This is a genomic window from Flavobacterium sp. (genome assembly GCF_043722275.1).
Lineage (GTDB): Bacteria > Bacteroidota > Bacteroidia > Flavobacteriales > Flavobacteriaceae > Flavobacterium.
Genome location: NZ_JAYSPC010000013.1, coordinates 66,255 through 88,776, shown reverse-complemented (window position 1 = coordinate 88,776; position 22,522 = coordinate 66,255). Strand labels below are relative to the sequence as shown.

Genomic DNA, 22,522 nt, shown 5'->3' with positions numbered 1-22,522 from the left:
AAAGTATGAAAAAGTTAATTATAGGTGTTGCAATTTTATTTGTTCAAATGTCTTTTGGTCAGGTTACCAAAGAATTAGGTGATTTTGACACCGTTAAAGTTTACGATAAATTAAGTGTTAAGCTAGTTCAGTCATCTGAAAATAAAGTAGTAATAAAAGGCGCAAGGGAAGCAGAATTAGAAGCTGTTAATAAAAATGGTATTTTAAAAATAAGAATGCCTTTTCCAAAACTTCTTTCAGGAAATGATCTTGAAGTTACTTTGTATTATAAACATATAGAATTGATTGATGTTAATGAAGGTGCGAATGTAACAAGCAACGAAACTATAAAAGCAACTTCATTTAAAGTAAGTGCTCAGGAAGGCGGAACAATCAATGTTGATTTAGATGTTGATAAGCTTAATGTAAGTTCAGTTTCCGGAGGTTCTATTACTTTAACAGGTAAAGCTGCTAATCAGGATGCAAGTCTTGGAGCTGGTGGATATCTTCTGGCAAGTAAATTAAGTACGTCTCAGACTAAAGTAAGCGTTTCTGCGGGAGGAAAAGCAGATGTGAATGCTTCTACCTTAGTTGATGCAAAAGTAAGCGCAGGAGGCTCTATTTATATTTATGGAAAACCGAAACAAATCAATCAGAAAACGGTTTTTGGAGGTAAAATTGAAGAAGTAAAATAAGAAATTGTATTTGAATGATAAATGATATTTTAGCTGGACTGCCATGGGGACTTTTTTTAAGTTTTATGGTAGGTCCGGTATTTTTTATACTACTGGAAACCAGTATTACAAAAGGATTCAGAGCTGCTATAGTTTTTGATCTTGGTGTGGTATTAGGTGATATTTTTTTTATAGGAATTGCCTATTTAGGCAGTTACAGATTAATTCAAAGTTTAAAAGATAAACCGGCACTTTTTATTTTTGGCGGAATCATTATGCTGGCTTATGGTATAATTTCTTTCGTAAGATTAAAAAATGAAGAGATTGATGACGAAGCAATAGATCGCGATATTATAAAAAGAAACTACGGAAGTTTGTTTATAAAAGGCTTTTTACTGAACGTTATCAACATTGGAGTATTAGGTTTTTGGTTAGCCGTAATCATTTCCGTAGGACCAAAATTAGAGATGCAAAACTCAAGAATGTTTACTTTTTTTACCGCTGTCATAATAACTTATTTACTAGTCGATTGTATTAAGATATTATTAGCCAAACAGCTAAAAACAAAAATGACACCAACCAATATTATAAAAATAAAAAAAATAATTAGTATTGTTTTAATGCTTTTCGGACTTGTGTTAATAACGCAGGGATGGTTCCCAAAAGAAAAAGAAATGGTTAAAAACGCTTTTGAAAAGATTGAAAAAAAGTAGTTTCTAATAACTCAAAAATATAATTTTAAACCTCTCAATTTGAGAGGTTTTTTTATGTTCAAACGTTAAGTTTTGTCATTTCGACGTAAGGAGAAATCACACTAATAATTCCACAAACAAGGTCGTAATCTTTATCGGGTTAAGAGTGCGATTGGAATGACAAGTTTATTGAAACGTACTTAATTCCACTAAATATAAACCCGACAGGTTTTTAAAACCTGTCGGGTTTGCGTATGTTTACAACCGAATCTTTATCTAATTTTTTCTAAAAATTAAACATAAAAAAACCTCTAAATTTCTTTAGAGGTTTTAGAGGCATCGTCCGGATTCGAACCGGAGTAGGAGCTTTTGCAGAGCCCAGCCTAGCCGCTCGGCCACGACGCCGTAGTTGAACGGATGGCAAAAGTAACTAAAATCTTTAAATTTCAAAAGTTTAAAATGAAGTATTTTAAAAAATTAGTGTTTTAATTGAAAGATTTACTTTCTAACTTCAGTCATTTTTATAGTAACTGATTCAACATCACCACCAATAGGAGGATTTATTTTAGAAACCGAAACTGTAGTTTTTTCTATGCTTTCAATCTCTGCAAGTACACGAATATTGATTCTTTTGGCTACATGTTCTAATAAATGCGAACGAATTGCCATTTCCTCGGTTACAATTTTGTTCAAATGAACGTAATCAACAGTATCTAACAAGTGATCAGTTTTTGCTGATTTTTGTAAATTAGTTTTAATTTTCAGATCAACAGTATAGTCAGATCCAATTTTTCCTTCTTCAATTAAACATCCGTGGTAAGAGAAAGTGCGAATGTTTTTTAGTTTTATAATACCCATTTTTATAATTTTATTCTTGTATTGTTTGGATCTTGGTGATTTGATGTTACAGCGTATACTGAAACTGATTTTTCGTTTTCATTTACAGTGAAATGAACTGAGTAAGGAAATTTTTTTAAAGGTAAGATGCGAACAGTATTATATTTTTCTTCGAAAAAAGGAAACGTTTTTAAAGTTTCTACATAATCTTGATATTCATTGAAGAACTTTGTACCTAAGCCATTAGATAAAGATTCATAATATTCAGCGATTTCATCTGCTTCTAAATCAGCTCTTACAAGAATAATTATTTCATACATTTATTATTCCATTTAGCATTAAGTCTTTTTTTAGATTCTTCCCAACTTATAAAATCCTCTGGTTTAGCATTTTTCATACGTTCTAAAACCATTTCTTGTTGCCATAACGGAACTTCATTCGCAGTGTTTTCGTCTATAGAAACATCAGGAATATGTTTGAAAAAACTAACAAAAGTTTCGTAAAAATCGTCTGGAATTGTAACAGTTAATTGTCTCATAACCTTGAATATTTAGGCAAAAGTAGTAATAAATTTAGTTTCAAGTTTAAAGTTTCAGGTTTAATGCCAGTTAAGTAACTTTAAACCTTAAACCTTAAACCTTTTTTTTATCTTTGCTAAAATTACTATAAAATAATGGCTTCAGAAGAAAAATCACTCAATTTTATTGAACAAATCATAGAAGAAGATCTGAAATCAGGTCTGTCTCAAACTAAACTTCATTTTCGTTTTCCACCAGAACCAAATGGTTATTTACACATTGGACATGCAAGTTCTATTGCATTAAATTTTGGTTTAGGAATTGATTATCAATCTCCTGTGAATTTACGATTTGATGATACAAATCCTGAAAAAGAAGAACAGGAATTTGTTGACGCCATTAAAAAAGACGTTGAATGGTTGGGATATAACTGGTCAGAAGAACGTTATGCATCTGATTATTTTCAACAATTGTATGATTGGGCAGTTTTATTAATTAAAAAAGATAAAGCGTATGTTGATAGCCAATCTTCTGAAGATATGGCAATTCAAAAAGGAACTCCGTCTACAATTGGAACAGATAGTCCGTATAGAAATCGTTCTGTAGAAGAGAATTTAGATTTATTCGAAAGAATGAAAAAAGGTGAATTTGAAGCTGGAACTCATATTCTTCGTGCAAAAATTGACATGAAATCAACCAATATGTTGATGCGTGATCCCATCATGTACAGGATTTTACACAGACATCATCATAGAACCGGTGATGATTGGAAAATTTATCCAATGTACGATTGGGCGCATGGACAAAGTGACTATTTAGAAGGAATTTCACATTCATTTTGTACACTTGAATTTTTGCCTCACCGTGAATTATACGATTGGTTTTTAGACCAGATTTTAGAAGATAATAAACTACGTCCGAAACAAAGAGAATTTGCCAGACGTAACCTTTCGCATACCGTTGTTAGTAAGCGTAAATTACAGCAACTAGTTAAGGAAAAGCATGTTAATGGTTGGGATGATCCAAGAATGTCAACAATTTCAGGATTAAGAAGACGTGGTTATACAGCTGCATCATTGCGTAATTTTGCCAATACAATTGGTATTGCAAAACGTGATAATTTAATAAATGTATCGGTTTTAGAGTTTTGTATTCGTGAAGATCTGAACAAAATTGCACCTCGTGTAATGGCTGTTTTAGATCCTGTAAAATTGGTAGTTACAAATTATCCTGAAGGAAAAGAGGAATGGTTGGAAGCCGAAAATAATCAGGAAGATGAGAATGCAGGTTTCAGAAAAGTACCTTTTTCCCGTGAATTATATATCGAAAGAGAAGATTTTCTTGAAGAAGCTCCGGCTAAGTTTTTCCGTTTAACTTTAGGAAAAGAAGTACGTCTAAAAAATGCGTATATCATTAAAGGAGAAAGTGTTATAAAAGATGCAGAAGGAAATATCACAGAGATTCATGTAACTTATGATACAGATTCTTTGAGCGGAAGCGGGACAGAAGCAAGCCAAAGAAAAGTATCGGGAACATTACATTGGGTTTCAATTCAACATGCAGTTGAAGCAGAAGTTCGTATGTACGATCGTTTGTTTACAGATGAAGCTCCGGACAGTTATAAAGAGAAAAATTTCTTAGATTTCGTGAATCCGAATTCGTTGGAAGTAATTACCGGATTTGTTGAACCAAGTTTAGCAACAGCACAAAACGAAGATAAATTTCAGTTTCAACGTTTGGGTTATTTTACTGTTGATAAAGATTCAACGGCTTCAAAATTAGTATTTAACAAAACTGTTGGACTAAAAGATGCCTGGGAAGAAAAAGGAAAAAAAGAAGAAAACAGCATTAATAATTCTTTAAAAGAAATCAATAAATATTTTAAAGTTGAAACAAAACCGGAACGTATTGCAATTGAAAGTGCAATAGGGGAGAGTATCAAAAATGTTTCAAGTTTTTCTTTATTGCAAAATTCATTAAAAAAGAATATCAACAATAATAAAGGTTCATTGTTGTTTGCTCAATTTATTTTGAAATATTCTAATTGGAAATCGACAGATTTTGATGAAGATGATATCAAGAAATTATATACAATGTCTCTTAGAAGTGAATCGACTTATGTTCGATCAAAAGCACTTTTAAATTTAAGAGATATTGAAGATTTAAATTTAAGAAATCAGTTTGAAGATGAAATTTTGAAATTATATTCAAATCCTCCTAAAAATGCTTCGGAGCGAGAAAATGAAATTCTTGCCGAGATGGTTAAAAAATAATATCATTATAATCTATTGAAAAGCGCTTTTTATAAGCGCTTTTTTTATTATATATATTTTCTATCAATATTATTAAAATTATAAATTTTTTAAATTAAAAGTGACTTTCATAAACTAATTTTAAGCTCATTTTTTCTTTCTTTCACCTCGTAAGTCCTCTTTTAAAAAATCATTAAACAGAAGTCTTTATTTTAAATTTGAACCTCATTTTTCGTTGTATTTCTGGTTATTAACATATAATTGTTTATAACCTCAAATATCGAATTACTGTTCAATTAATTCGAAGAAATTTTTTTAGAAGCATTTTTCTTCAAATATTACTTTTTATATAATCAATTTAAACTATGATGTTTTTAATTTTAATAGATAAATCTAATTAAAAGTGACCTTCATAAATTGATTTTAAGCTCATTTTTTACTTCTTCCAACTCATTAATCATCTTTTGAATTATTGTTTATTTTTGAGCTTTATTTAAGTTTTAGACATAGTTTTTCTTAGTTTAACGGGTTATTAACATACAATTGTTTATAAAGTTGGTATTTTTATCCAAGGTCAAATCTAAAGTGTCAAATTTTAAAAACACTTGAATCAAATCTGAATTCTTCTAAATTGTAGAAATAAAATATTTTTTGCTTTTAAATTGAAATTCTAAATCAGAGTTCTGAAAATTGATTTTATGGGTCAGTTGTAATTGTGATTGTATTTTGATAATACTAAAAATTGAGAAGTATTTTTCAGGAGCATTTCATAATTTAAAAATTTCATGAAATTAATTTTATGGGTTATTTGAAATCTTGTCGTTTGTTTTGACATCAAACAATTTAATCCTTAATTTTATTATTATGAAAATTCTATTTTTTACTATGTCTATTTTATTTGCAAACATTGCAATTTCTCAAACACACCAAATTACAAAACACAATGGGGAAGAGCTTGATGTTAATTTTATCAAACTCGAAAATGATTTAGTTTATTATTCATTCAATGGAAGTTCAGAAGAACATAAAATTAGTAAATATGCTATTTCAAAAATCACCAACAAACAATCGAATCAAACTCAAAAAGTTACTGATAAAGTTATAGTAGATTCAAAATCAGATTATAAATTAGTAACTGTTTTATCGCAGGAAAAGACAATAGGTTTAAAACAAGTGGCTAATTTTTCAGGAGTTTCAATAAAGACAAAAGGAGAACCGCCAATTGCAAATCAAAATCATACCGCATTGAGAATCAAAACACAATCAGCTTTAAGCGGATATCCATTTGTAACTATTACTGATAAAGGAAATGGAATGTATGAGGCTGTAGCTTATGTGTATTAATTTTATTGTTAATATTTATTAAATTAAGATTATTCAATAATTTGTAATTCAAAAAAAGAGTACCTTTAGTAATCATTAAATTTATATATTATGTCAAAAAACGTTAATACAGTTGCAGCAATTTTAGCTGGTGCTGCAGTAGGAGCAGCAATCGGAATTTTATTTGCTCCGGATAAAGGATCAAAAACTCGTGCTAAACTTAAAGAAGGTTTAGATGATGCTAAACATAATTTGCAAGATTCACTTTCGGCTGGTTCTGAAGTTTTACGTGAAAAATTTGCTAATGCTACACAAAATCTTGATGGAACTTTTGATGATTTACTTTCAAATGTTAGCCATAAAACCGAAGAAGTAATTTCATTCCTTGAATCTAAATTATCTGATTTAAAATCACAAAACGCAAAACTTCAAAAATAATAATACAAAAGGCACAAAACTTACTTATTTTATAGGCGAGTTTTGTGCCTTTTTTTTAATAAAAATTAAATTATGGCTTTTGAAGATTTAAAAGAAAACACTGAAAATATTCAGGATCAGGCTAAAGTTTATCTGGACAGTCATTTAGCATATTATAAACTCTGGGGTTTTAAAGTTGCAATGAAATCGACAACTTTAATTTTTAAGTTTACTTTGATTTTATTGTGCTTTAGTATGGTTATGATTTTTGGATCTTTTGCAGCAGCATATGCTTTTGGATCTTTATTTGAAAGTAATGCACTTGGATTTTTGGCAGTAGGAGGGATTTATTTATTCTTTACAATTTTACTTTTCTTTTTAAAAGACAAAGTTGTTGAAGGTCCAATCCTGGAGAAATTTTCAGAAATCTTTTTTAATGACTAATTATGGAAAGTAAAAAATACGCATCGTACGCAGAAATCGAAAGGGATTTAGAAATTTTAAAACTAGAAAAAGAAATTAATTATCACAAATTGGTTTTAAGTGTTCAGAAAACTAAGCAATCTATTACACCGCAAAATATAATTGGAGGATTTTTTTCTTCTTTTACCGAATATTTTTCTCATTCATATGGACAAATTTTAAGATCAGTTTTGCCTTATGCAATCAATTGGTTTATCAATAAAAAAAGAGGCAATTAAGCCTCTTTCTTGTTTTCTATAATTATTTTGTTTCCGGCTCAATATCATCTTCATAACCATGTTGTGGTTCAATAGGTTTTGGTTTTAATAATTTTTTATTGTTTTTTTTCATCATTTCGCCAACTTGATTTGATGCACTAAACGAAGCAACCATATTATTTAGCATATCGCTTCCGGCTTGTGGAGAATTTGGTAATAATATTAAGTTCGAATTAGCATCGGCACCAATAGCCTGCAAAGTATCATAATGTTGTGTAACAACAATTAGGGCAGAAGCTTCTTGAGAATTAATTCCAACTCGGTTTAGAACTTCAACACTTTCTACCAAACCTCTTGCAATTTCACGACGTTGATCTGCAATACCTTGACCTTGTAAACGTTTACTTTCGGCTTCAGCTTTTGCTTTTGCAACGATTCTGATTCTTGAACTTTCAGCTTCAAATTCAGCAGCGGTTTTTTCTCTGTCGGCAGCGTTGATTCTGTTCATTGCATTTTTTACCTGAATGTCCGGATCAATATCTGTTACTAAAGTATTGATAATATCATATCCGTAAGTAGTCATTGCTTCATTTAGTTCTCTTTTTACTGCAATTGCGATATCATCTTTTCTTTCAAAAACATCATCTAATTTTAGTTTTGGAACTTCGGCACGAACCACATCAAAAACATAAGCAGTGATTTGATCGTGTGGATATTCCAATTTATAAAATGCATCGTACACCTTATCCTGGATTACTTTAAACTGAACTGAAACTTTCATTTTGATAAAAACGTTGTCTTTGGTTTTGGTTTCGATGATAACATCTAGCTGTTGGATTTTAAGATTTACACGTCCGGCCAATCTGTCAACCAACGGAATTTTTAATTGTAATCCTGAATTTCTCACACTGTGAAATTTTCCAAATCGTTCTATAACTACAGAAGATTGCTGCTTGACAGTGAAGAATGAAGACATTAAAATAAATAATCCTAAGACTATAATGATAATAAATGCTGTACCCATGATGATATTGATTTAGTTTTTATTAATTTTTTAAAAATACGAATAATATAAAGACATTCATTATATATTAATTTCTTTAGAAGATTTTATTTGTTAAAATTTATTCTACATTTGGTTCAAAATTTAACCCAAAAAAACAATTTCATGAAAAGAATTCTATTTTATTTTTTGCTATTAAGTTCTTTAGCTTCAAAAGCTCAGATCAATGTTAGCTTTTATGCCGATCCTGATGAATTAAAACAATTGAAAACACGCCCATTACTTGTTGAAGTTCTTGAAGAAGATGAGGATGTTTTAAAGAAGTTAAGTAAACCAAAAATGGCCGAAGAACTTGCGGACTATAAAAAGTTTATAATAGATTTTAATAGAGACTTTAAAGTTTATGCTGAAAAATATTGGACTTTTACCGATAAAATGGAATTTAAAACAGTTACAGAAATCAAAGCTTTGCAAAAAGAAAAGAATAAATCTTATGCTGTTTTAAGATTAGTGCAGTTAAATGATAAAGGTTATTGGGGAGTTAAAACAAATCAAAATGTTCCTGCAATTGCATTTACAAGAATTGAAAGCAATATTATTAAGACTGATTCGAAAATTTATTTGCCATCACGAAATTTAAATAATGATAAATCTTTATCTGAAGCAGATTATAAATATGCTTTAGCAATTTTACAAGCTAATGTAGATTGGATTATTGCCAATAATAAAGTTTTAAATTTTGACAAGTATGCTGAAAAAATGGCTAAAGAAAATGTTTCTAGATTAAAAGGGAAAACATTATTAGTTGAGGATAATATGTTAGCGAAGGGCAGAACAAAAGAAGCTGCAATAAAAAATTATGGTGGTGATTTAAAGTTCGTCTCTGAATCTGAATTAAACGATGCGCTAGTTAGTAAATCTAAAAATACAGCTGTTATATATACAGCTCCTTACGGAATTGTTAAGTCAAATGCACCATTTGTTTCTATGTCTACAATAGTATATTTTAAAATTATTATAGATTGTGAAACAAACGAAATCCTATGGTTGTATATGCCGGGAGCTATGAATTGGGGAGCAAATATGTCAAACCAATTAACGGAAGGCGAATTTAAAGTAATGGCCGAATTAAAAATTATCTAAAAAAAAGCTCCCAAATTTGGGAGCTTTTTTATTTTTATAATTTTGCAATTGCTTTCTGAATTCTCGAAATAGTTTCTTCTTTTCCTATGATTTCAACAATGTCAAATAGGTGAGGACCTTTAAGAGCTCCAACCAGACTTAAACGGAAAGGCTGCATAACTTTTCCCATTCCAATTTCGTTTTTAGTCAACCAGTCTTTTACGATTGCTTCGATATTTGCTGAATCAAAACCATCAATATATTCAAGTGTAGAAATCAATTCCTGCATTAAAGCCGGTGTTTCTTCCTTCCAGTTTTTACTTGCTTTTTCATCATAAGATGTTGGCGCCTGGAAAAAGAAATCTGTCAAATCCCAAAATTCAGAAACAAAATGTGCTCTTTCCTTAATTAATGAAACTATTCTTGTAAGTTTTTTAAATTCCAGGCTGTCTTCCTGAGCGGAGTCGAAGGAAGAGAAGCCTTTTTCAACCAAAATAGGAGTGAAGTCCTTTGCTAAATCAGCATCATTTTGTTTGATTAAATATTGGTGATTGAACCATTTGTTTTTCTCAGGATCAAATTTTGCTCCGGATTTATGAACTCTGTTCAAGTCAAAAGACTCCACTAATTCTTCTAATGAAAATAATTCTTTGTCAGTTCCGTCATTCCAACCTAATAATGCAAGGAAGTTTATAACCGCTTCAGGGAAAAATCCTTTCTCTCTATAACCGGATGAAATCCCTTCTTCGGTTTTCCATTCTAACGGAAACACAGGGAATCCTAATTTGTCACCATCTCTTTTTGATAATTTTCCGTTTCCAACTGGTTTTAAAATCAAAGGCAAATGTGCAAATTCCGGAGCATCCCAACCAAAAGCTCTGTATAATAAAACGTGAAGTGGCATTGATGGCAGCCATTCTTCACCACGAATTACGTGTGAAGTTTCCATCAAATGATCATCAACAATATTCGCTAAATGGTACGTTGGCATTCCGTCACTTTTGAACAATACTTTATCATCAAGTAAATTCGTTTCAAATTTTACATCACCACGAATAATATCTTTTAAATGTAACGTTTCATCAACCGGAGTTTTAAAACGGATCACATAATGTTCTTCATTTGCAATTCTTTTAGCAACATCTTCAGATGAAATTACTAGAGATGTATCTAGCTTTTCGCGAATAGTATGATTGTAAATAAATGTTTTTCCTTCCGCTTCTTGTTCTTTTCTCAAAGCATCAAGAGCTTCCGGAGTATCAAAAGCATAATATGCCCAACCAGAATTGATCAGTTGATCAGCATAAGTTTGGTATAATTCCTTACGATCACTTTGTCTATATGGACCAAATTTTTCATTTTTGCCAACGGTTTCTTCAGGAGCAATTCCCAACCATTCTAATGCTTCCATAATATAAGCTTCGGCACCGGGAACAAAACGAGTTTGGTCTGTATCTTCAATTCTTAAATAAAAAACACCATTGTTTTTTTTGGCAAATAAATAATTAAATAGGGCAGTACGAACTCCGCCAATATGTAAAGGTCCTGTTGGACTTGGTGCAAAACGCACACGAACTTGCTTTGACATTTGTTTAAATTTTGATGCAAAGATACGATATTAGTCAAAAGTCAAAAGTCGAAAGTCTGAAAGGTTTTGCCTCAAGAGTATAACTTTTGACTTTCGACTTTTGACTTTCAAACTTATGCTTATAATTACTACTTTTATGGGTTATAAATAAAAGAGATTCACATTGAAAACAACATCTGCGATATATCAAAAATTAGAAGCATTTATAAAGAAATATTATACCAATGAATTGATAAAAGGAGGACTTCTTTTTATTGGTTTTGGGTTATTGTATTTCCTGTTCACGCTTTTTATAGAGTATTTCCTTTGGCTAAAGCCATTAGGAAGAACAATATTATTTTGGATATTTATAGGAGTAGAAGTTTTTCTTTTGTTCAGATTCATTTTGTTTCCGATTTTCAAGTTGTTCAAACTTCAAAAAGGAATCGATTATAATCAGGCATCGACTATTATTGGAAATCATTTTACAGAGGTAAGTGATAAACTGACCAACTTTTTGCAATTGTCAGCTTCTGAGAATTCAAAAGAAAGTTCAGAGTTGATGTTGGCTTCAATAGAACAAAAAGCAAATTCATTACAGCCAATTCCATTTGGAAATGCTATCAATTTTAAAACGAATAAGAAGTATTTGCCATTGGCAATTGTTCCGGTTTTACTTTTTGCGGTGTTTTATATTTCGGGAAACAGCAATATAATTTCTCAAAGTTTAAATAGAGTAGTGCATTTTAATGCGACATTTTTACCACCGGCACCTTTTAAATTTGTGGTTCTGAATCCTAATTTGCAAACAGAACGAAACAAAGATTTCGTTATCAAAATGGAATCTGTTGGAAATGTAGTTCCGGAGAATGTAATGATTCATATTGGTAACGAAAGTTATTTTATGGAATCATCCCAGCCAGGAAAATTCGAATTCAAGATTGAAAAACCAGTTTCAAATATTGAGTTTTCTTTTGAAGGAAATTCTGTTTCATCAGGTGAATATGAATTGAAAGTTATTACAGTTCCATCAATTGCCAACTTCGAAATGGTATTGAATTTTCCATCTTATCTAAAAAAGAAATCAGAAATTATTCAAGGAACAGGAAATGCAATTGTACCGGAAGGAACTTTAGTAACCTGGAAAATGAATACACAATCGACTCAGGAGATTGTTTGGAAGGATGAAGAGACAACTTTAAAGTTCAATAAAGCCGAAAACGAGTTTAAATTGGCTAAAAATATCAGTCAAAATACAGAATATCAAATTCTTACCTCTAACAATAAGGTTAAAAACTACGAAAAACTGGATTATCAGCTATCTGTAATTAAAGATCAGCATCCAACAATCAATGTTTCGCCTGCGCCTGATAGTTTGAAGTTAGATAAAAATTATGTTTTGGGTAGGTTAGGCGATGACTATGGTTTGTCAAAATTACAAGTTGTTTACTATGAACATAACAAACCAAATACTGCAAAGCGCGGAACTATCCCTGTTAAGTCTGGAGTATTTGATCAGTTTGTTTTTAACTTTCCAAGTAATCTTGCTGTTCAGGAAGGAGTATCTTATGAATACTATTTTGAGGTTTTTGATAATGATGCACCTCATGGATTTAAGAGTACAAAGTCTTCTGTTTTTTCTGATAGAGTTTCGACTACTGATGAAGTTCATGATTTAGAATTGCAACAACAAAATGAGAATATCAATAGTTTGCAAAAGTCTTTAAAGAATCAAACCAAGCAGTTTTCTGAAATGGATAAGATTCAGAAAGCAGGAAAAGAGAAAGATAATTTAGAGTTTAAAGACCAACAAAAAGTAAATGATTTTATCAAACGTCAGAAACAACAAGACGAATTGATGAAACAATTTGCTGAGAAAATGAATAAGAATTTAGAGAAGTTTCAGTCTGAGAAAAAAGATAAAACTGCCGATGATTTACAAAAGCGATTAGACAATGCAGAGAAAGATTTAGAAAAGAATCAGAAGTTAATGGATGAGTTGAAAAACTTAAACGACAAATTAAATAGTGAAGATTTGTTTGATAAGATGGAAAAATTCAAACAGATCAGCAAGAACCAATCTCGTAATCTGGAACAATTAGTAGAACTTACAAAACGTTTTTATGTTTCTAAAAAAGCAGAACAAGTTGCTGATAAATTAAAGAAGTTAGCAGACCAACAAGAGCAACTTTCGAATAAAGACAAAGAAAACACTCAGGATAAACAAGAAGATATTAATAAAGCTTTTGATAAAATTCAGGACGATTTAAAAGATTTGAAGGAAGAGAATAAAACATTAAAGGCTCCATTGGATATTCCGGCTGATGCTTCAAAAGAGAAAGATGTAAAGGATGATTTGAAGAAAGCATCTGAAGAATTGAGTAAAAAGAATTCTTCTTCGGCTAAGCCAAAACAAAAAAGCGCTGCTAAGAAAATGAAGAGCATGGCAGAGCAAATGGACTCAAGTATGGAAGGTGGAGAACAAGAACAATTAGAAGAAGATGTTGCAATGCTTCGTCAGGTTCTTGATAATCTTTTGGCTTATTCATTATCTCAGGAAGATGTGATGAAACAATTTAAATCTATGAAATTAGGTTCTTCGGCTTTTACAAAGAATATAAAAATCCAGCAGAATTTGAAACAACAGTTTAGATATGTTGATGATAGTTTGTTTGCATTGTCACTTCGTAATCCTAAAGTTGCTGAAGATGTAACTAAGGAAATAGGAAATGTACAATACAATATAGATAAAGCTATTGAAACTTTAGGGGATGTTCAAATTCCAAAAGGAGTTTCGCACCAACAATATGCTGTTTCGTCTGCGAATAAATTAGCTGATTTTTTAAGTGACTTATTAAACAACATGCAAATGTCAATGTCTAAACCCGGATCTGGAAAACCAAAACCGGGAGACGGACAAGGAATGCAATTGCCGGATATTATTCAAAAGCAAAAAAGTTTAGCTGATAAAATGAAAGCTGGAATGAAACCCGGAGATAAACCTGGCGACAAACCGGGGGACAAACAAGGCGAAGGTCAACAAGGAAAACCCGGAGAAGGAAAACAAGGTCAGGGAAAAGATGGTCAAGCGAAAAATGGAGAAGGTAAAGATGGTAAAGACGGACAAGGAAATAAAAATGGTGGAAAAGGAAATGAAGGCAAAGACGGAAATGATGGAGAGGGAGACGCTGAAGCAATCATGGAAATTTACAAAGAACAAGTAAAACTTCGTGAAGCATTACAAAAGGAACTAGCGAAACAAGGATTAGATTCTCAGGGTAAATCTGTAATTGATCAAATGAAAGCTTCTGAAAAACAACTTTTAAATAAAGGTTTTAAAAACGAGAACTTGCAACGTATTCTTAATATTCAGCAAGAATTATTAAAACTTAACAATGCAGTTCAGCAACAAGGTCAAGATACAAAGCGCCAATCTGAAACTAATAAGGCTGAATTCTCTAACAGAACGAATGCTTTGCCTAATTCACTTTTGGATTATTTAAACAGTGTAGAGATTTTAAATAGACAATCACTACCTTTGCGCTCGAATTTTAATCAAAAGGTTCAAGAATATTTTAATACAAAATGATCAATTTTAATTACGAAACAGAATTTACTTTAGATAACGAACAAGCCTTTGCAGATTGGTTAAGTGCTGTAATAGTTTCTGAAAGCAAAAACGAAGGAGAGATAAATTATATTTTTTGTGATGATGAATATCTTCATAAGATAAATGTAGAATATCTAAATCATGATACACTTACTGATATTATCAGTTTTGATTATACAGTTGGTAACCAACTTAACGGAGATATATTTGTTTCTGTTGAAAGAGTAGAGGATAATGCAAAAGATTTTAATGTTTCTTTTGAAGAAGAATTAAAGCGTGTTCTTGCTCACGGTATATTACATTGCTGTGGATACAAAGATAAAACTGAAGCTGACGCAGACTTAATGCGTTCTAAAGAAGACGAGAAGATTGCAATGTTTCACGTGGAACAATAGAAAAGGAAGAATTCCAAATTTTCTAAATTCCAAATTCCAATTGTTTCACGTGAAACATATAGTGTTTTAATTAGAAAGAAAAACCTAACGTTTCACGTGGAACATGTACTGAAGTTTACATGTAGATTTTAAATTTTCGTATTAACGTGTTTCAAGATGGAATACAATGATTCGATTTTTAAGTTTTGAATGTAAAACATGTTTCACGTGGAACATGACAATTACTGAAAAAGTAGTGGTTTAAATTTTAAAGCAAGTTTAGTTTTATTCTGTTCCACGTGGAACAGAATAAAAACGGCTTGAATTTTTAAACTTGAAATTGAGTATTATTGCTGTTCCACGTGAAACAGTATGAGATTTCAGATTTCAAAATTGGAATTTGGAATTTAGAAATTTTGAATATTGCGCGTTAGCGCTGTTCCACGTGGAATAAAAATGAATATAAAGTTAATTCTGAGAACTGACTTAAACGGTTTCCAGAGAATAATAAAACAAAATGTTTTTAGAAGAATACGATGTTATTGTAGTTGGTGCAGGTCATGCAGGATCTGAAGCCGCGGCAGCGGCCGCAAATTTAGGATCGAAAACTTTATTGGTTACAATGAGTTTGCAGAACATTGCACAAATGTCTTGCAACCCAGCAATGGGAGGAATTGCAAAAGGACAGATCGTGCGTGAAATTGATGCGCTTGGAGGATACTCAGGAATTGTTTCTGACAGAACTGCAATTCAATTTAAGATGTTGAATAAATCGAAGGGACCTGCAATGTGGTCTCCGAGAGTTCAAAGTGATCGAATGCGTTTTGCCGAAGAATGGAGGATGATGCTGGAGGGAACTCCAAATTTGGATTTCTATCAAGAAATGGTAAAAGGTTTGATTATCGAGAACGGAAAGATAAAAGGAATCAGAACTTCGTTGGGAGTAGAGATTCGATCTAAGTCAGTTGTTTTGACAAACGGAACTTTCCTGAATGGTTTGATTCATATTGGAGAAAAACAATTTGGTGGAGGAAGAGCCGGTGAAAGTGCCGCAACCGGAATTACCGAAGATTTAGTAAAAGTAGGATTTGAATCAGGAAGAATGAAAACAGGAACACCACCACGAGTTGATGGGCGTTCTTTGGATTATTCTAAAATGAACGAAGAAAAAGGAGATGCAAAGCCGGATAAGTTTTCTTATTCTGATTTGACAACTCCTTTAACGCATCAAAGATCTTGTCATATGACATACACGTCATTGGATGTTCATGATATTCTTAGAGAAGGTTTTGATCGGTCGCCAATGTTCAACGGAAGAATCAAAAGTCTCGGACCAAGATATTGTCCTTCGATAGAAGACAAGATAAATCGTTTTGCTGATAAAGAACGTCACCAATTATTTGTTGAACCGGAAGGTTGGAATACTTGTGAAGTTTATGTGAATGGATTTTCAACTTCACTTCCTGAAGATATTCAATTTAAAGCTTTGAGTTCTGTTGCCGGATTTGAAAAGGTGAAATTCTTTCGTCCTGGATATGCAATCGAATATGATTATTTTCCGCCAACACAATTGAAGCATACTTTGGAAACTAAGTTGGTTGAAGGTTTATATTTTGCCGGACAAATTAATGGAACAACAGGATATGAAGAAGCTGCTTCGCAAGGTTTGATGGCTGGAATAAATGCACATTTAAAAGTGCATGAAAAAGCCCCGTTGATCTTGAAACGTGATGAAGCTTATATTGGTGTTTTGATTGATGACTTGATTACGAAAGGAACGGAAGAACCTTATCGTATGTTTACATCAAGAGCAGAATATAGAACATTGTTGCGTCAGGATAATGCTGATTTTAGATTGACGCCAATGTCACATGAAATTGGTTTGGCATCTGAAGCTCGTTTACGCCGAATGGAAAAGAAATTAAACGAATCTGAAAAGGTGGTTGCTTTCTTTAAAGAAACGAGTGTTTCAGTTGCGGAAACAAATCCAATTTTGGAAGCGAAAGAAACGGCTCCAATTACACAAGGAGATAAAATGTTTAAAGTTTTCTCACGTCCACAAATTGATTTGGAGGATATGATGAAATTCGAGAAAGTAAAAGAATATATAGAATCAAATGATGTTGATCAGGAAATTTTGGAACAAGCCGAAATCCAGGTGAAATATTCCGGTTATATCGAAAAGGAAAGAAACAACGCTGATAAACTAACTCGTTTAGAAGATGTGAAGATTCCAGAAAGTTTTGATTACGAGAAAATAAAATCAATGTCGATTGAGGCAAAACAAAAACTTAGCAAGATTCGTCCTGTAACCATTTCTCAAGCTTCAAGAATAAGCGGAGTGTCACCGAGTGATATTTCGGTGTTGTTGATTTATATGGGGAGATAAAAAAAATGTTTCAGGTTTCATGTTTCAGGTTATTTTGGAACGTGATTTTGATAGTGAAAGTTGTTTTCTGTAGAGATGCACAGCAGTGCATCTAACGCAAGTTATATAAAGCGGAAAATAAAATCTGTTGGAACGAAGACGCACTGCTGTGCGCCTCTAAGATTAAAATGGGGATAAAGAACAAAATGATTAAATTGTTCCACGTGAAACTATTTTTTTATGAATTTCGAATTTACGTTTTAGTTTGAATTGTTCCACGTGAAACGAATTTGAAATATAATGCATTCTTAATTAATTAAGATTTCTGACACAGTTTTGTCATTCCGAGGAACGAGGAATCTCCGTTGCGAGATCGACAAGATTAGTTCTTTTGATTACGGAGTTAATTGTGGAGATTCCTCGTTCCTCGGAATGACAAAAATGCTAAAACCTAAAATTTCCTAAACATGAAAATTATTGAAAAAGGAATTTTATCTAAAGAAGAAAAGGAAGTTTTACATAAATTATGGAATAATGAATATCCGGCAAGATTACATTTGAAAGCTATAGAAGATTTTGATTTGTATTTAATGGACTTTCAAATACAATACATTATTTGCTGCATGATGATTCAAATAAAATTAATGGTTGGGCATTTACTTTTTTGAGAGATAATGAAAATTGGTTTGCCGTAATTTTGAACAGCGAAATTCAAGGAAAAGGAAATGGTTCAGTTTTGATTAACGAATTAAAAAAGAAAAATATTAGTTTGAACGGGTGGGTTGTAGATAATGAAAATGAGGTAAAACAAAATGAAACATTCTACAGATCGCCAATGCCATTTTATATTAAAAATGGTTTTACTGTTTGTTCAGAAATAAGAATTGAAAACGAAAAAATGTCGGGTGTAAAAATAAATTGGACACGTTAAAGAAAAAAAATATTAAAAAAATAAAACCCTAAAAGTAAAACTTTCCTTTTAGGGTTTACTATGAAATTAAACCAAAATCCCTATAATTAAAAAATGGACGTTTTAAACAAAAAACATTTTCTTACTGTAAAAGACCATTCTGTATCTAAAGAAATTTTCGAATTGTATCATGATGAAACTTTGGATATGTTGATTACATCGCCGCAACCTGATTTAGAAAATCTAGGACGATATTATGAAAGCGAAGATTATATTTCGCATACTGATAATAAACGTTCGTTATTTGAAAAAGCATATCACTTTGTGAAAAATATCGCTTTAAAGAATAAACTGAATCTGATCAACTCGCAACAAATTCATAAAGGCAGAATTTTAGACATTGGCGCCGGAACTGGAGATTTTTTACTGACGGCAAAAAATGATGGTTGGGAAACTGTTGGAGTAGAACCAAGCGACAAAGCAAAAAATATTGCGATCCAAAAAGGAATTTCTTTTGTGAACGAAATTAGTGATCTTGGAAATAATTCGTTTGACGTAATTACAATGTGGCACGTTTTAGAACACGTTCCAAATTTAGAATTACAAATTCAGGAATTGAAGCGTTTGTTAAAACCAACTGGAACATTAATTGTTGCGGTTCCAAATTTTAAATCGTACGATGCAAAACATTACGATAAATTTTGGGCCGCTTATGATGTGCCAATTCACTTTTGGCATTTCTCAAAAAAAGCTATTCAATCGCTTTTTGAAAAAGTAGATATGAAGTTGGAAAAAGTACTTCCGATGAAATTTGATTCTTTTTATGTGAGCTTATTATCGGAAAAATATAAAACCGGAAAAATGAATTACATCAGTGCTTTTTTTGTTGGTTTAAAATCAAATTTAAAAGCAAGCAGCACAAAAGAGTATTCGTCGCACATTTACGTGTTAAAAAACAAGTAAAACGCAATTTAAGCGCGTTTAAGGCGTTTTCTCTATATAAGCGAAGACTTATTATATCTATTTTGAGATAGTGTCTCTAATAAAAGCTATGAAAGTCAGTTTTGATAGCGTTGAATTATTGACATTTTTCTTTCCATAAATAAAAACAATATCATAAAATTATAGCATTTTTTAAACTTTATGTTGATGCTATTTATTTTTTTATATTTTTGTCTTCTATACATTAAAAAATTAGAAATTTAAAAAATGAAAAAAGCATTAGTAATTATCGCACTTTCAATTTTGGTTGTTTCATGTGGTAAAACAGCAGAAGTTAAGGAAGTAAAAACAGCTTACGTAGATACTTCAGTTTTAATGAAAGAGTATACTGAAGCAAAAGATCTTGAAGCAAAATACAAAGGACAGGCAGAAGAAAAGGGAAGACAATTACAAGCTGAAATTGCGCGCTTTAAACAAGACGCTGCTAGTTTTCAAAGTCAGGCACAAGCAAACGGACAAGCCTGGGCGCAACAAAGAGGTGCTGAGTTACAAAAAAGAGAACAACAGTTGGGTTATGCTCAACAAGCTTTGTCTCAACAATTGCAACAGGAAAGTGGTGTTGAAATGGATTCTCTGGTAAGCGGAGTTAAAAAATTCATCAAGGATTACGGTAAGAAAAACGGATATTCTTATATCTATGGTACTGGAGATGCTGCCTCAATTTTATACGCAGAAGATAAATATGATATCACAAAAGATATTATTAAAGCTTTGAACGATAAATATAAAGCTGAGCCTAAAACAGACAAACCCGCTGTAAAAGAAGGAGAAGCTGTTAAAAAATAATACCAAAACAAACGAAATAAATTAAAAACCTAAATCTGTAAGATTTAGGTTTTTTCTTTTATAAAAATGCGATACTTTTAGTTTTTCAATACACGCACAATGCAAAACGTTACAGAAGCAGCTGCTTACACCTTACAATTCATCAATCAAACGCAAAAATCAATATTCCTGACCGGTAAAGCAGGAACAGGAAAAACTACGCTTTTGCGCGAAATCATTGCTACAACGCATAAAAGCACGGTAGTTGTGGCTCCAACAGGAATCGCGGCCTTAAATGCCGGCGGAGTTACGATACATTCGATGTTTCAATTGCCGTTTTCCGCTTTTATTCCATCGTATGAAGAAGCTTCTCAGTTTACTGAAACCGTGAAGTTTGAGAATAAGGAAACCTTGCGAAGACACTTTAAAATGAACAATGTCAAGCGTAATGTGATCAAAAACATGGAACTTTTGATTATTGATGAAGTCAGTATGTTACGCGCTGATTTACTGGATGCTATCGATTTTATGATGCAGACGGTTCGTAGAAATTCCAAACCTTTTGGAGGAGTTCAGGTGCTTTTTATTGGTGATTTATTGCAGCTTCCGCCTGTAATCAGGGACGAAGAATGGAGAACTTTGCGTAATTATTACAAAGGAAAATTCTTTTTTCATTCGCATGTAATGCAGCAATATCCGCCTTTATACATTGAATTATCTAAGATTTATCGCCAAACAGACGATTCATTTATCTCGGTTTTAAACAATCTTCGAAACAATCAGATTACAACGGAAGATATTCAGATATTAAACCAATATGTTAAGCCTGATTTTGATTTAAAAAATAATCCGGGATATATAACATTAACTACGCATAATGCTAAAGCTGATTCGATTAACGAACAGGCAATTGGTGATTTAGCAGGAAATGAATTCTCATATCAGCCATTTATTGTGGGTGATTTTCCAGAAAAAATATTTCCTGTAGAAGAAAATCTAAAATTAAAAATTGGCGCTCAGGTAATGTTTGTTAAAAACGATGCATCGTTTGAAAAGCGTTATTTTAACGGAAAAATGGGCGTTGTAAAATCCCTTTCTCCAGAGGAAATTTTTATACATTTCGCCGAAGAGAATAAAACTATTGAAGTTGAAAAATACGAATGGAAAAATATTCGCTACAAAGTAAACGAGCTTACAAAAGAGATTGAAGAAGAGGTTTTAGGCACATTTGCACATTATCCGCTTAAATTGGCTTGGGCAATTACCGTGCATAAAAGTCAGGGATTAACTTTTGAGAAAGCTGCGCTCGATGTATCCCAAGTTTTTTTGCCGGGACAAGCATATGTTGCGTTATCACGTTTAACTTCCTTAAACGGGCTTATTTTGCTTTCTCCGTTGCAAATGAATGGTATTTCGAACGATCAGGATGTAATGGATTATGCTTTGAATAAAGCGACCGAAGAAGTTCTAAAACATTCATTACATTTTGAAACAAAGAATTTTATTCATAACTATTTGATTAACAGTTTTAATTGGACAGATTTAGCTCAGGAATGGCGCAATCATCGTTTTAGTTATAATGAAAATGCGGTGGCATCAGAAAAATCAAAACATTCTGTTTGGGCGCATAAACGATTAGAAACAATAGACGCTTTGATAGATCCTTCGCAGAAATTCGTTAATCAGCTTAATAAAATTTTTAATAAGGAAACCGTCGATTTATTCTTTGTTCAGGAAAGGGTAGCGGCGGCTTATGATTATTTTTTCAAGCCAATGGACAAATTGGTGACCGACCTTTTAAATAAAATGGCTGAAATTCAGAAGTTTAAAAAAGTAAAAGAATTCTATGAAGAATTAGCTTTTCTCGACGATTTGCAAACCAAAGCAGTTTTGCGTTTAATGAAGGCCAAATTGCTTATAGAAATTGTTGTGGCAGGCGAAACCATCTGTAAAGAGAAATTGACGTCTATAGCGATTAAAAACTATAAATTAGACAAGGTTGCTAAGATTCGTGAGGATTTTAATTTGACCAATACGGATATTTTTAAATCAGATGAACCGGTAGTGCGTTACACTGCGAGAAAACTGGATAAAAACGAACCTAAAACGGCTAAGAAAACAACAGTCGAAGAAACGCATGATTTATGGCTCGAAAAAAATTCGATTCAGGATATTGCGAGAATCAGAAAACTTACGGTTCCCACTATTGAAATGCATTTTGTTAAACTAATTCAGGCTAAGAAAGTAGAAATTTCGGATATCCTGCCATATGATAAAATTCTGGCACTTCGCGATGCTTTTGAGTTCTATCAGGAGGAATCTTTGAACGGTTTAAAGGAAAAACACGGCGATACTTTTACCTGGGATGAACTTAAAATGTTCAAAGCCAGCATTAATTAATTAGATTTTGTAATTTAGAAATATTCAAT

The 22,522-nt window shown here is 32.0% G+C and carries 21 protein-coding genes and 1 tRNA gene; 16 read left to right on the top strand and 6 right to left on the bottom strand.

From position 1 onward, the window contains the following. The first annotated feature begins 5 nt into the window (after positions 1 to 5). Both ACHZDT_RS02015 and ACHZDT_RS02010 read left to right on the top strand, forming a co-directional pair. On the top strand, positions 6 to 674 hold the full coding sequence (locus ACHZDT_RS02015) for a head GIN domain-containing protein (protein WP_394772993.1): 669 nt from the start codon (positions 6 to 8) through the stop codon (positions 672 to 674). Between the two features lie 14 nt (positions 675 to 688). Beyond that, a complete protein-coding gene (locus ACHZDT_RS02010) occupies positions 689 to 1,366 on the top strand; it encodes a LysE family translocator (protein ID WP_394772992.1) in 678 nt (225 codons plus the stop codon). 313 nt (positions 1,367 to 1,679) lie between these two features. Here the strand turns inward: ACHZDT_RS02010 and ACHZDT_RS02005 are convergent. From ACHZDT_RS02005 to ACHZDT_RS01990, 4 genes are all read right to left on the bottom strand, one after another. Continuing rightward, positions 1,680 to 1,750: transfer RNA gene (locus tag ACHZDT_RS02005), tRNA-Cys, on the bottom strand. A 93-nt stretch (positions 1,751 to 1,843) separates the two neighbouring features. Next, positions 1,844 to 2,203, bottom strand: a complete 360-nt coding sequence (gene folB / locus ACHZDT_RS02000) for a dihydroneopterin aldolase (protein WP_394772991.1) — start codon at positions 2,201 to 2,203, stop codon at positions 1,844 to 1,846. 2 nt (positions 2,204 to 2,205) lie between these two features. Next, positions 2,206 to 2,502 carry a hypothetical protein gene (locus tag ACHZDT_RS01995; protein ID WP_140504082.1) on the bottom strand — a complete coding sequence of 99 codons (297 nt, stop codon included), beginning with the start codon at positions 2,500 to 2,502 and terminating at the stop codon, positions 2,206 to 2,208. Beyond that, complete coding sequence (locus ACHZDT_RS01990) at positions 2,490 to 2,720, bottom strand: hypothetical protein (protein ID WP_394772990.1); 231 nt, start codon at positions 2,718 to 2,720, stop codon at positions 2,490 to 2,492. The genes ACHZDT_RS01995 and ACHZDT_RS01990 overlap by 13 nt, the downstream gene beginning before the upstream one ends. A 135-nt stretch (positions 2,721 to 2,855) precedes the next feature. On the opposite strand from ACHZDT_RS01990, the gene ACHZDT_RS01985 reads away from it, so the two are divergent. The 5 genes from ACHZDT_RS01985 to ACHZDT_RS01965 all read left to right on the top strand — a co-directional run bounded on the left by ACHZDT_RS01985 (position 2,856) and on the right by ACHZDT_RS01965 (position 7,393). After that, a complete protein-coding gene (locus tag ACHZDT_RS01985; RefSeq protein ID WP_394772989.1) occupies positions 2,856 to 4,973 on the top strand; it encodes a glutamine--tRNA ligase/YqeY domain fusion protein in 2,118 nt (705 codons plus the stop codon). An 843-nt stretch (positions 4,974 to 5,816) separates the two neighbouring features. Then, positions 5,817 to 6,296: a hypothetical protein gene (locus tag ACHZDT_RS01980; protein WP_394772988.1), complete on the top strand. Its 480-nt coding sequence runs from the start codon at positions 5,817 to 5,819 to the stop codon at positions 6,294 to 6,296. Positions 6,297 to 6,386: 90 nt separating this feature from the next. Then, a complete protein-coding gene (locus ACHZDT_RS01975) occupies positions 6,387 to 6,713 on the top strand; it encodes a YtxH domain-containing protein (RefSeq protein WP_394772987.1) in 327 nt (108 codons plus the stop codon). A 72-nt stretch (positions 6,714 to 6,785) separates the two neighbouring features. Continuing rightward, positions 6,786 to 7,136, top strand: a complete 351-nt coding sequence (locus ACHZDT_RS01970) for a competence protein (RefSeq protein WP_213296190.1) — start codon at positions 6,786 to 6,788, stop codon at positions 7,134 to 7,136. Positions 7,137 to 7,138: 2 nt separating this feature from the next. Continuing rightward, on the top strand, positions 7,139 to 7,393 hold the full coding sequence (locus tag ACHZDT_RS01965; protein ID WP_394772986.1) for a DUF6327 family protein: 255 nt from the start codon (positions 7,139 to 7,141) through the stop codon (positions 7,391 to 7,393). 22 nt (positions 7,394 to 7,415) lie between these two features. On the opposite strand, the gene ACHZDT_RS01960 is transcribed toward ACHZDT_RS01965, so the two are convergent. Beyond that, complete coding sequence (locus ACHZDT_RS01960) at positions 7,416 to 8,396, bottom strand: SPFH domain-containing protein (RefSeq protein ID WP_394772985.1); 981 nt, start codon at positions 8,394 to 8,396, stop codon at positions 7,416 to 7,418. 144 nt (positions 8,397 to 8,540) lie between these two features. Here ACHZDT_RS01960 and ACHZDT_RS01955 point away from each other — a divergent pair, with 144 nt between their 5' ends. Continuing rightward, positions 8,541 to 9,518, top strand: a complete 978-nt coding sequence (locus tag ACHZDT_RS01955) for a hypothetical protein (RefSeq protein ID WP_394772984.1) — start codon at positions 8,541 to 8,543, stop codon at positions 9,516 to 9,518. A gap of 34 nt (positions 9,519 to 9,552) precedes the next feature. On the opposite strand, the gene gltX is transcribed toward ACHZDT_RS01955, so the two are convergent. After that, positions 9,553 to 11,085 (bottom strand): glutamate--tRNA ligase, encoded by a 1,533-nt coding sequence (gene gltX / locus ACHZDT_RS01950; RefSeq protein ID WP_394772983.1) that lies wholly within the window; start codon positions 11,083 to 11,085, stop codon positions 9,553 to 9,555. 163 nt (positions 11,086 to 11,248) lie between these two features. Here gltX and ACHZDT_RS01945 point away from each other — a divergent pair, with 163 nt between their 5' ends. The 8 genes from ACHZDT_RS01945 (at position 11,249) to ACHZDT_RS01910 (ending at position 22,493) form a co-directional block, all read left to right on the top strand. Beyond that, on the top strand, positions 11,249 to 14,653 hold the full coding sequence (locus tag ACHZDT_RS01945) for a hypothetical protein (RefSeq protein WP_394772982.1): 3,405 nt from the start codon (positions 11,249 to 11,251) through the stop codon (positions 14,651 to 14,653). Then, positions 14,650 to 15,069 (top strand): rRNA maturation RNase YbeY, encoded by a 420-nt coding sequence (gene ybeY, locus ACHZDT_RS01940; protein ID WP_394772981.1) that lies wholly within the window; start codon positions 14,650 to 14,652, stop codon positions 15,067 to 15,069. Before ACHZDT_RS01945 ends, ybeY begins: the two co-directional genes overlap by 4 nt. Before the next feature lie 496 nt (positions 15,070 to 15,565). Beyond that, entirely contained in the window at positions 15,566 to 17,437 is a 1,872-nt protein-coding gene (mnmG, locus tag ACHZDT_RS01935) for a tRNA uridine-5-carboxymethylaminomethyl(34) synthesis enzyme MnmG (RefSeq protein ID WP_394772980.1), read from the top strand. A gap of 446 nt (positions 17,438 to 17,883) precedes the next feature. Further along, the gene (locus ACHZDT_RS01930) at positions 17,884 to 18,084 is read left to right on the top strand and encodes a hypothetical protein (protein ID WP_394772979.1); all 201 of its coding nucleotides are present in this window, start codon (positions 17,884 to 17,886) and stop codon (positions 18,082 to 18,084) included. Continuing rightward, positions 18,081 to 18,347 (top strand): hypothetical protein, encoded by a 267-nt coding sequence (locus ACHZDT_RS01925; RefSeq protein ID WP_394772978.1) that lies wholly within the window; start codon positions 18,081 to 18,083, stop codon positions 18,345 to 18,347. Before ACHZDT_RS01930 ends, ACHZDT_RS01925 begins: the two co-directional genes overlap by 4 nt. Positions 18,348 to 18,440: 93 nt before the next feature. Continuing rightward, complete coding sequence (locus ACHZDT_RS01920; RefSeq protein WP_394772977.1) at positions 18,441 to 19,289, top strand: class I SAM-dependent methyltransferase; 849 nt, start codon at positions 18,441 to 18,443, stop codon at positions 19,287 to 19,289. Between the two features lie 246 nt (positions 19,290 to 19,535). Continuing rightward, a complete protein-coding gene (locus ACHZDT_RS01915; RefSeq protein WP_394772976.1) occupies positions 19,536 to 20,114 on the top strand; it encodes an OmpH family outer membrane protein in 579 nt (192 codons plus the stop codon). Positions 20,115 to 20,213: 99 nt separating this feature from the next. Next, on the top strand, positions 20,214 to 22,493 hold the full coding sequence (locus tag ACHZDT_RS01910) for a helix-turn-helix domain-containing protein (protein ID WP_394772975.1): 2,280 nt from the start codon (positions 20,214 to 20,216) through the stop codon (positions 22,491 to 22,493). Positions 22,494 to 22,522: the final 29 nt, after the last annotated feature.

Excerpts from the sequence above, each read along its gene's own strand:
- ACHZDT_RS02015 (WP_394772993.1), top strand. The coding sequence starts at position 6 with ATGAAAAAGTTAATTATAGGTGTTGCAATTTTATTTGTTCAAATGTCT.
- ACHZDT_RS02010 (WP_394772992.1), top strand. The coding sequence starts at position 689 with ATGATAAATGATATTTTAGCTGGACTGCCATGGGGACTTTTTTTAAGT.
- folB (WP_394772991.1), bottom strand. The coding sequence starts at position 2,203 with ATGGGTATTATAAAACTAAAAAACATTCGCACTTTCTCTTACCACGGA.
- ACHZDT_RS01995 (WP_140504082.1), bottom strand. The coding sequence starts at position 2,502 with ATGTATGAAATAATTATTCTTGTAAGAGCTGATTTAGAAGCAGATGAA.
- ACHZDT_RS01990 (WP_394772990.1), bottom strand. The coding sequence starts at position 2,720 with ATGAGACAATTAACTGTTACAATTCCAGACGATTTTTACGAAACTTTT.
- ACHZDT_RS01985 (WP_394772989.1), top strand. The coding sequence starts at position 2,856 with ATGGCTTCAGAAGAAAAATCACTCAATTTTATTGAACAAATCATAGAA.
- ACHZDT_RS01980 (WP_394772988.1), top strand. The coding sequence starts at position 5,817 with ATGAAAATTCTATTTTTTACTATGTCTATTTTATTTGCAAACATTGCA.
- ACHZDT_RS01975 (WP_394772987.1), top strand. The coding sequence starts at position 6,387 with ATGTCAAAAAACGTTAATACAGTTGCAGCAATTTTAGCTGGTGCTGCA.
- ACHZDT_RS01970 (WP_213296190.1), top strand. The coding sequence starts at position 6,786 with ATGGCTTTTGAAGATTTAAAAGAAAACACTGAAAATATTCAGGATCAG.
- ACHZDT_RS01965 (WP_394772986.1), top strand. The coding sequence starts at position 7,139 with ATGGAAAGTAAAAAATACGCATCGTACGCAGAAATCGAAAGGGATTTA.
- ACHZDT_RS01960 (WP_394772985.1), bottom strand. The coding sequence starts at position 8,396 with ATGGGTACAGCATTTATTATCATTATAGTCTTAGGATTATTTATTTTA.
- ACHZDT_RS01955 (WP_394772984.1), top strand. The coding sequence starts at position 8,541 with ATGAAAAGAATTCTATTTTATTTTTTGCTATTAAGTTCTTTAGCTTCA.
- gltX (WP_394772983.1), bottom strand. The coding sequence starts at position 11,085 with ATGTCAAAGCAAGTTCGTGTGCGTTTTGCACCAAGTCCAACAGGACCT.
- ybeY (WP_394772981.1), top strand. The coding sequence starts at position 14,650 with ATGATCAATTTTAATTACGAAACAGAATTTACTTTAGATAACGAACAA.
- mnmG (WP_394772980.1), top strand. The coding sequence starts at position 15,566 with ATGTTTTTAGAAGAATACGATGTTATTGTAGTTGGTGCAGGTCATGCA.
- ACHZDT_RS01930 (WP_394772979.1), top strand. The coding sequence starts at position 17,884 with ATGAAAATTATTGAAAAAGGAATTTTATCTAAAGAAGAAAAGGAAGTT.
- ACHZDT_RS01920 (WP_394772977.1), top strand. The coding sequence starts at position 18,441 with ATGGACGTTTTAAACAAAAAACATTTTCTTACTGTAAAAGACCATTCT.
- ACHZDT_RS01915 (WP_394772976.1), top strand. The coding sequence starts at position 19,536 with ATGAAAAAAGCATTAGTAATTATCGCACTTTCAATTTTGGTTGTTTCA.
- ACHZDT_RS01910 (WP_394772975.1), top strand. The coding sequence starts at position 20,214 with ATGCAAAACGTTACAGAAGCAGCTGCTTACACCTTACAATTCATCAAT.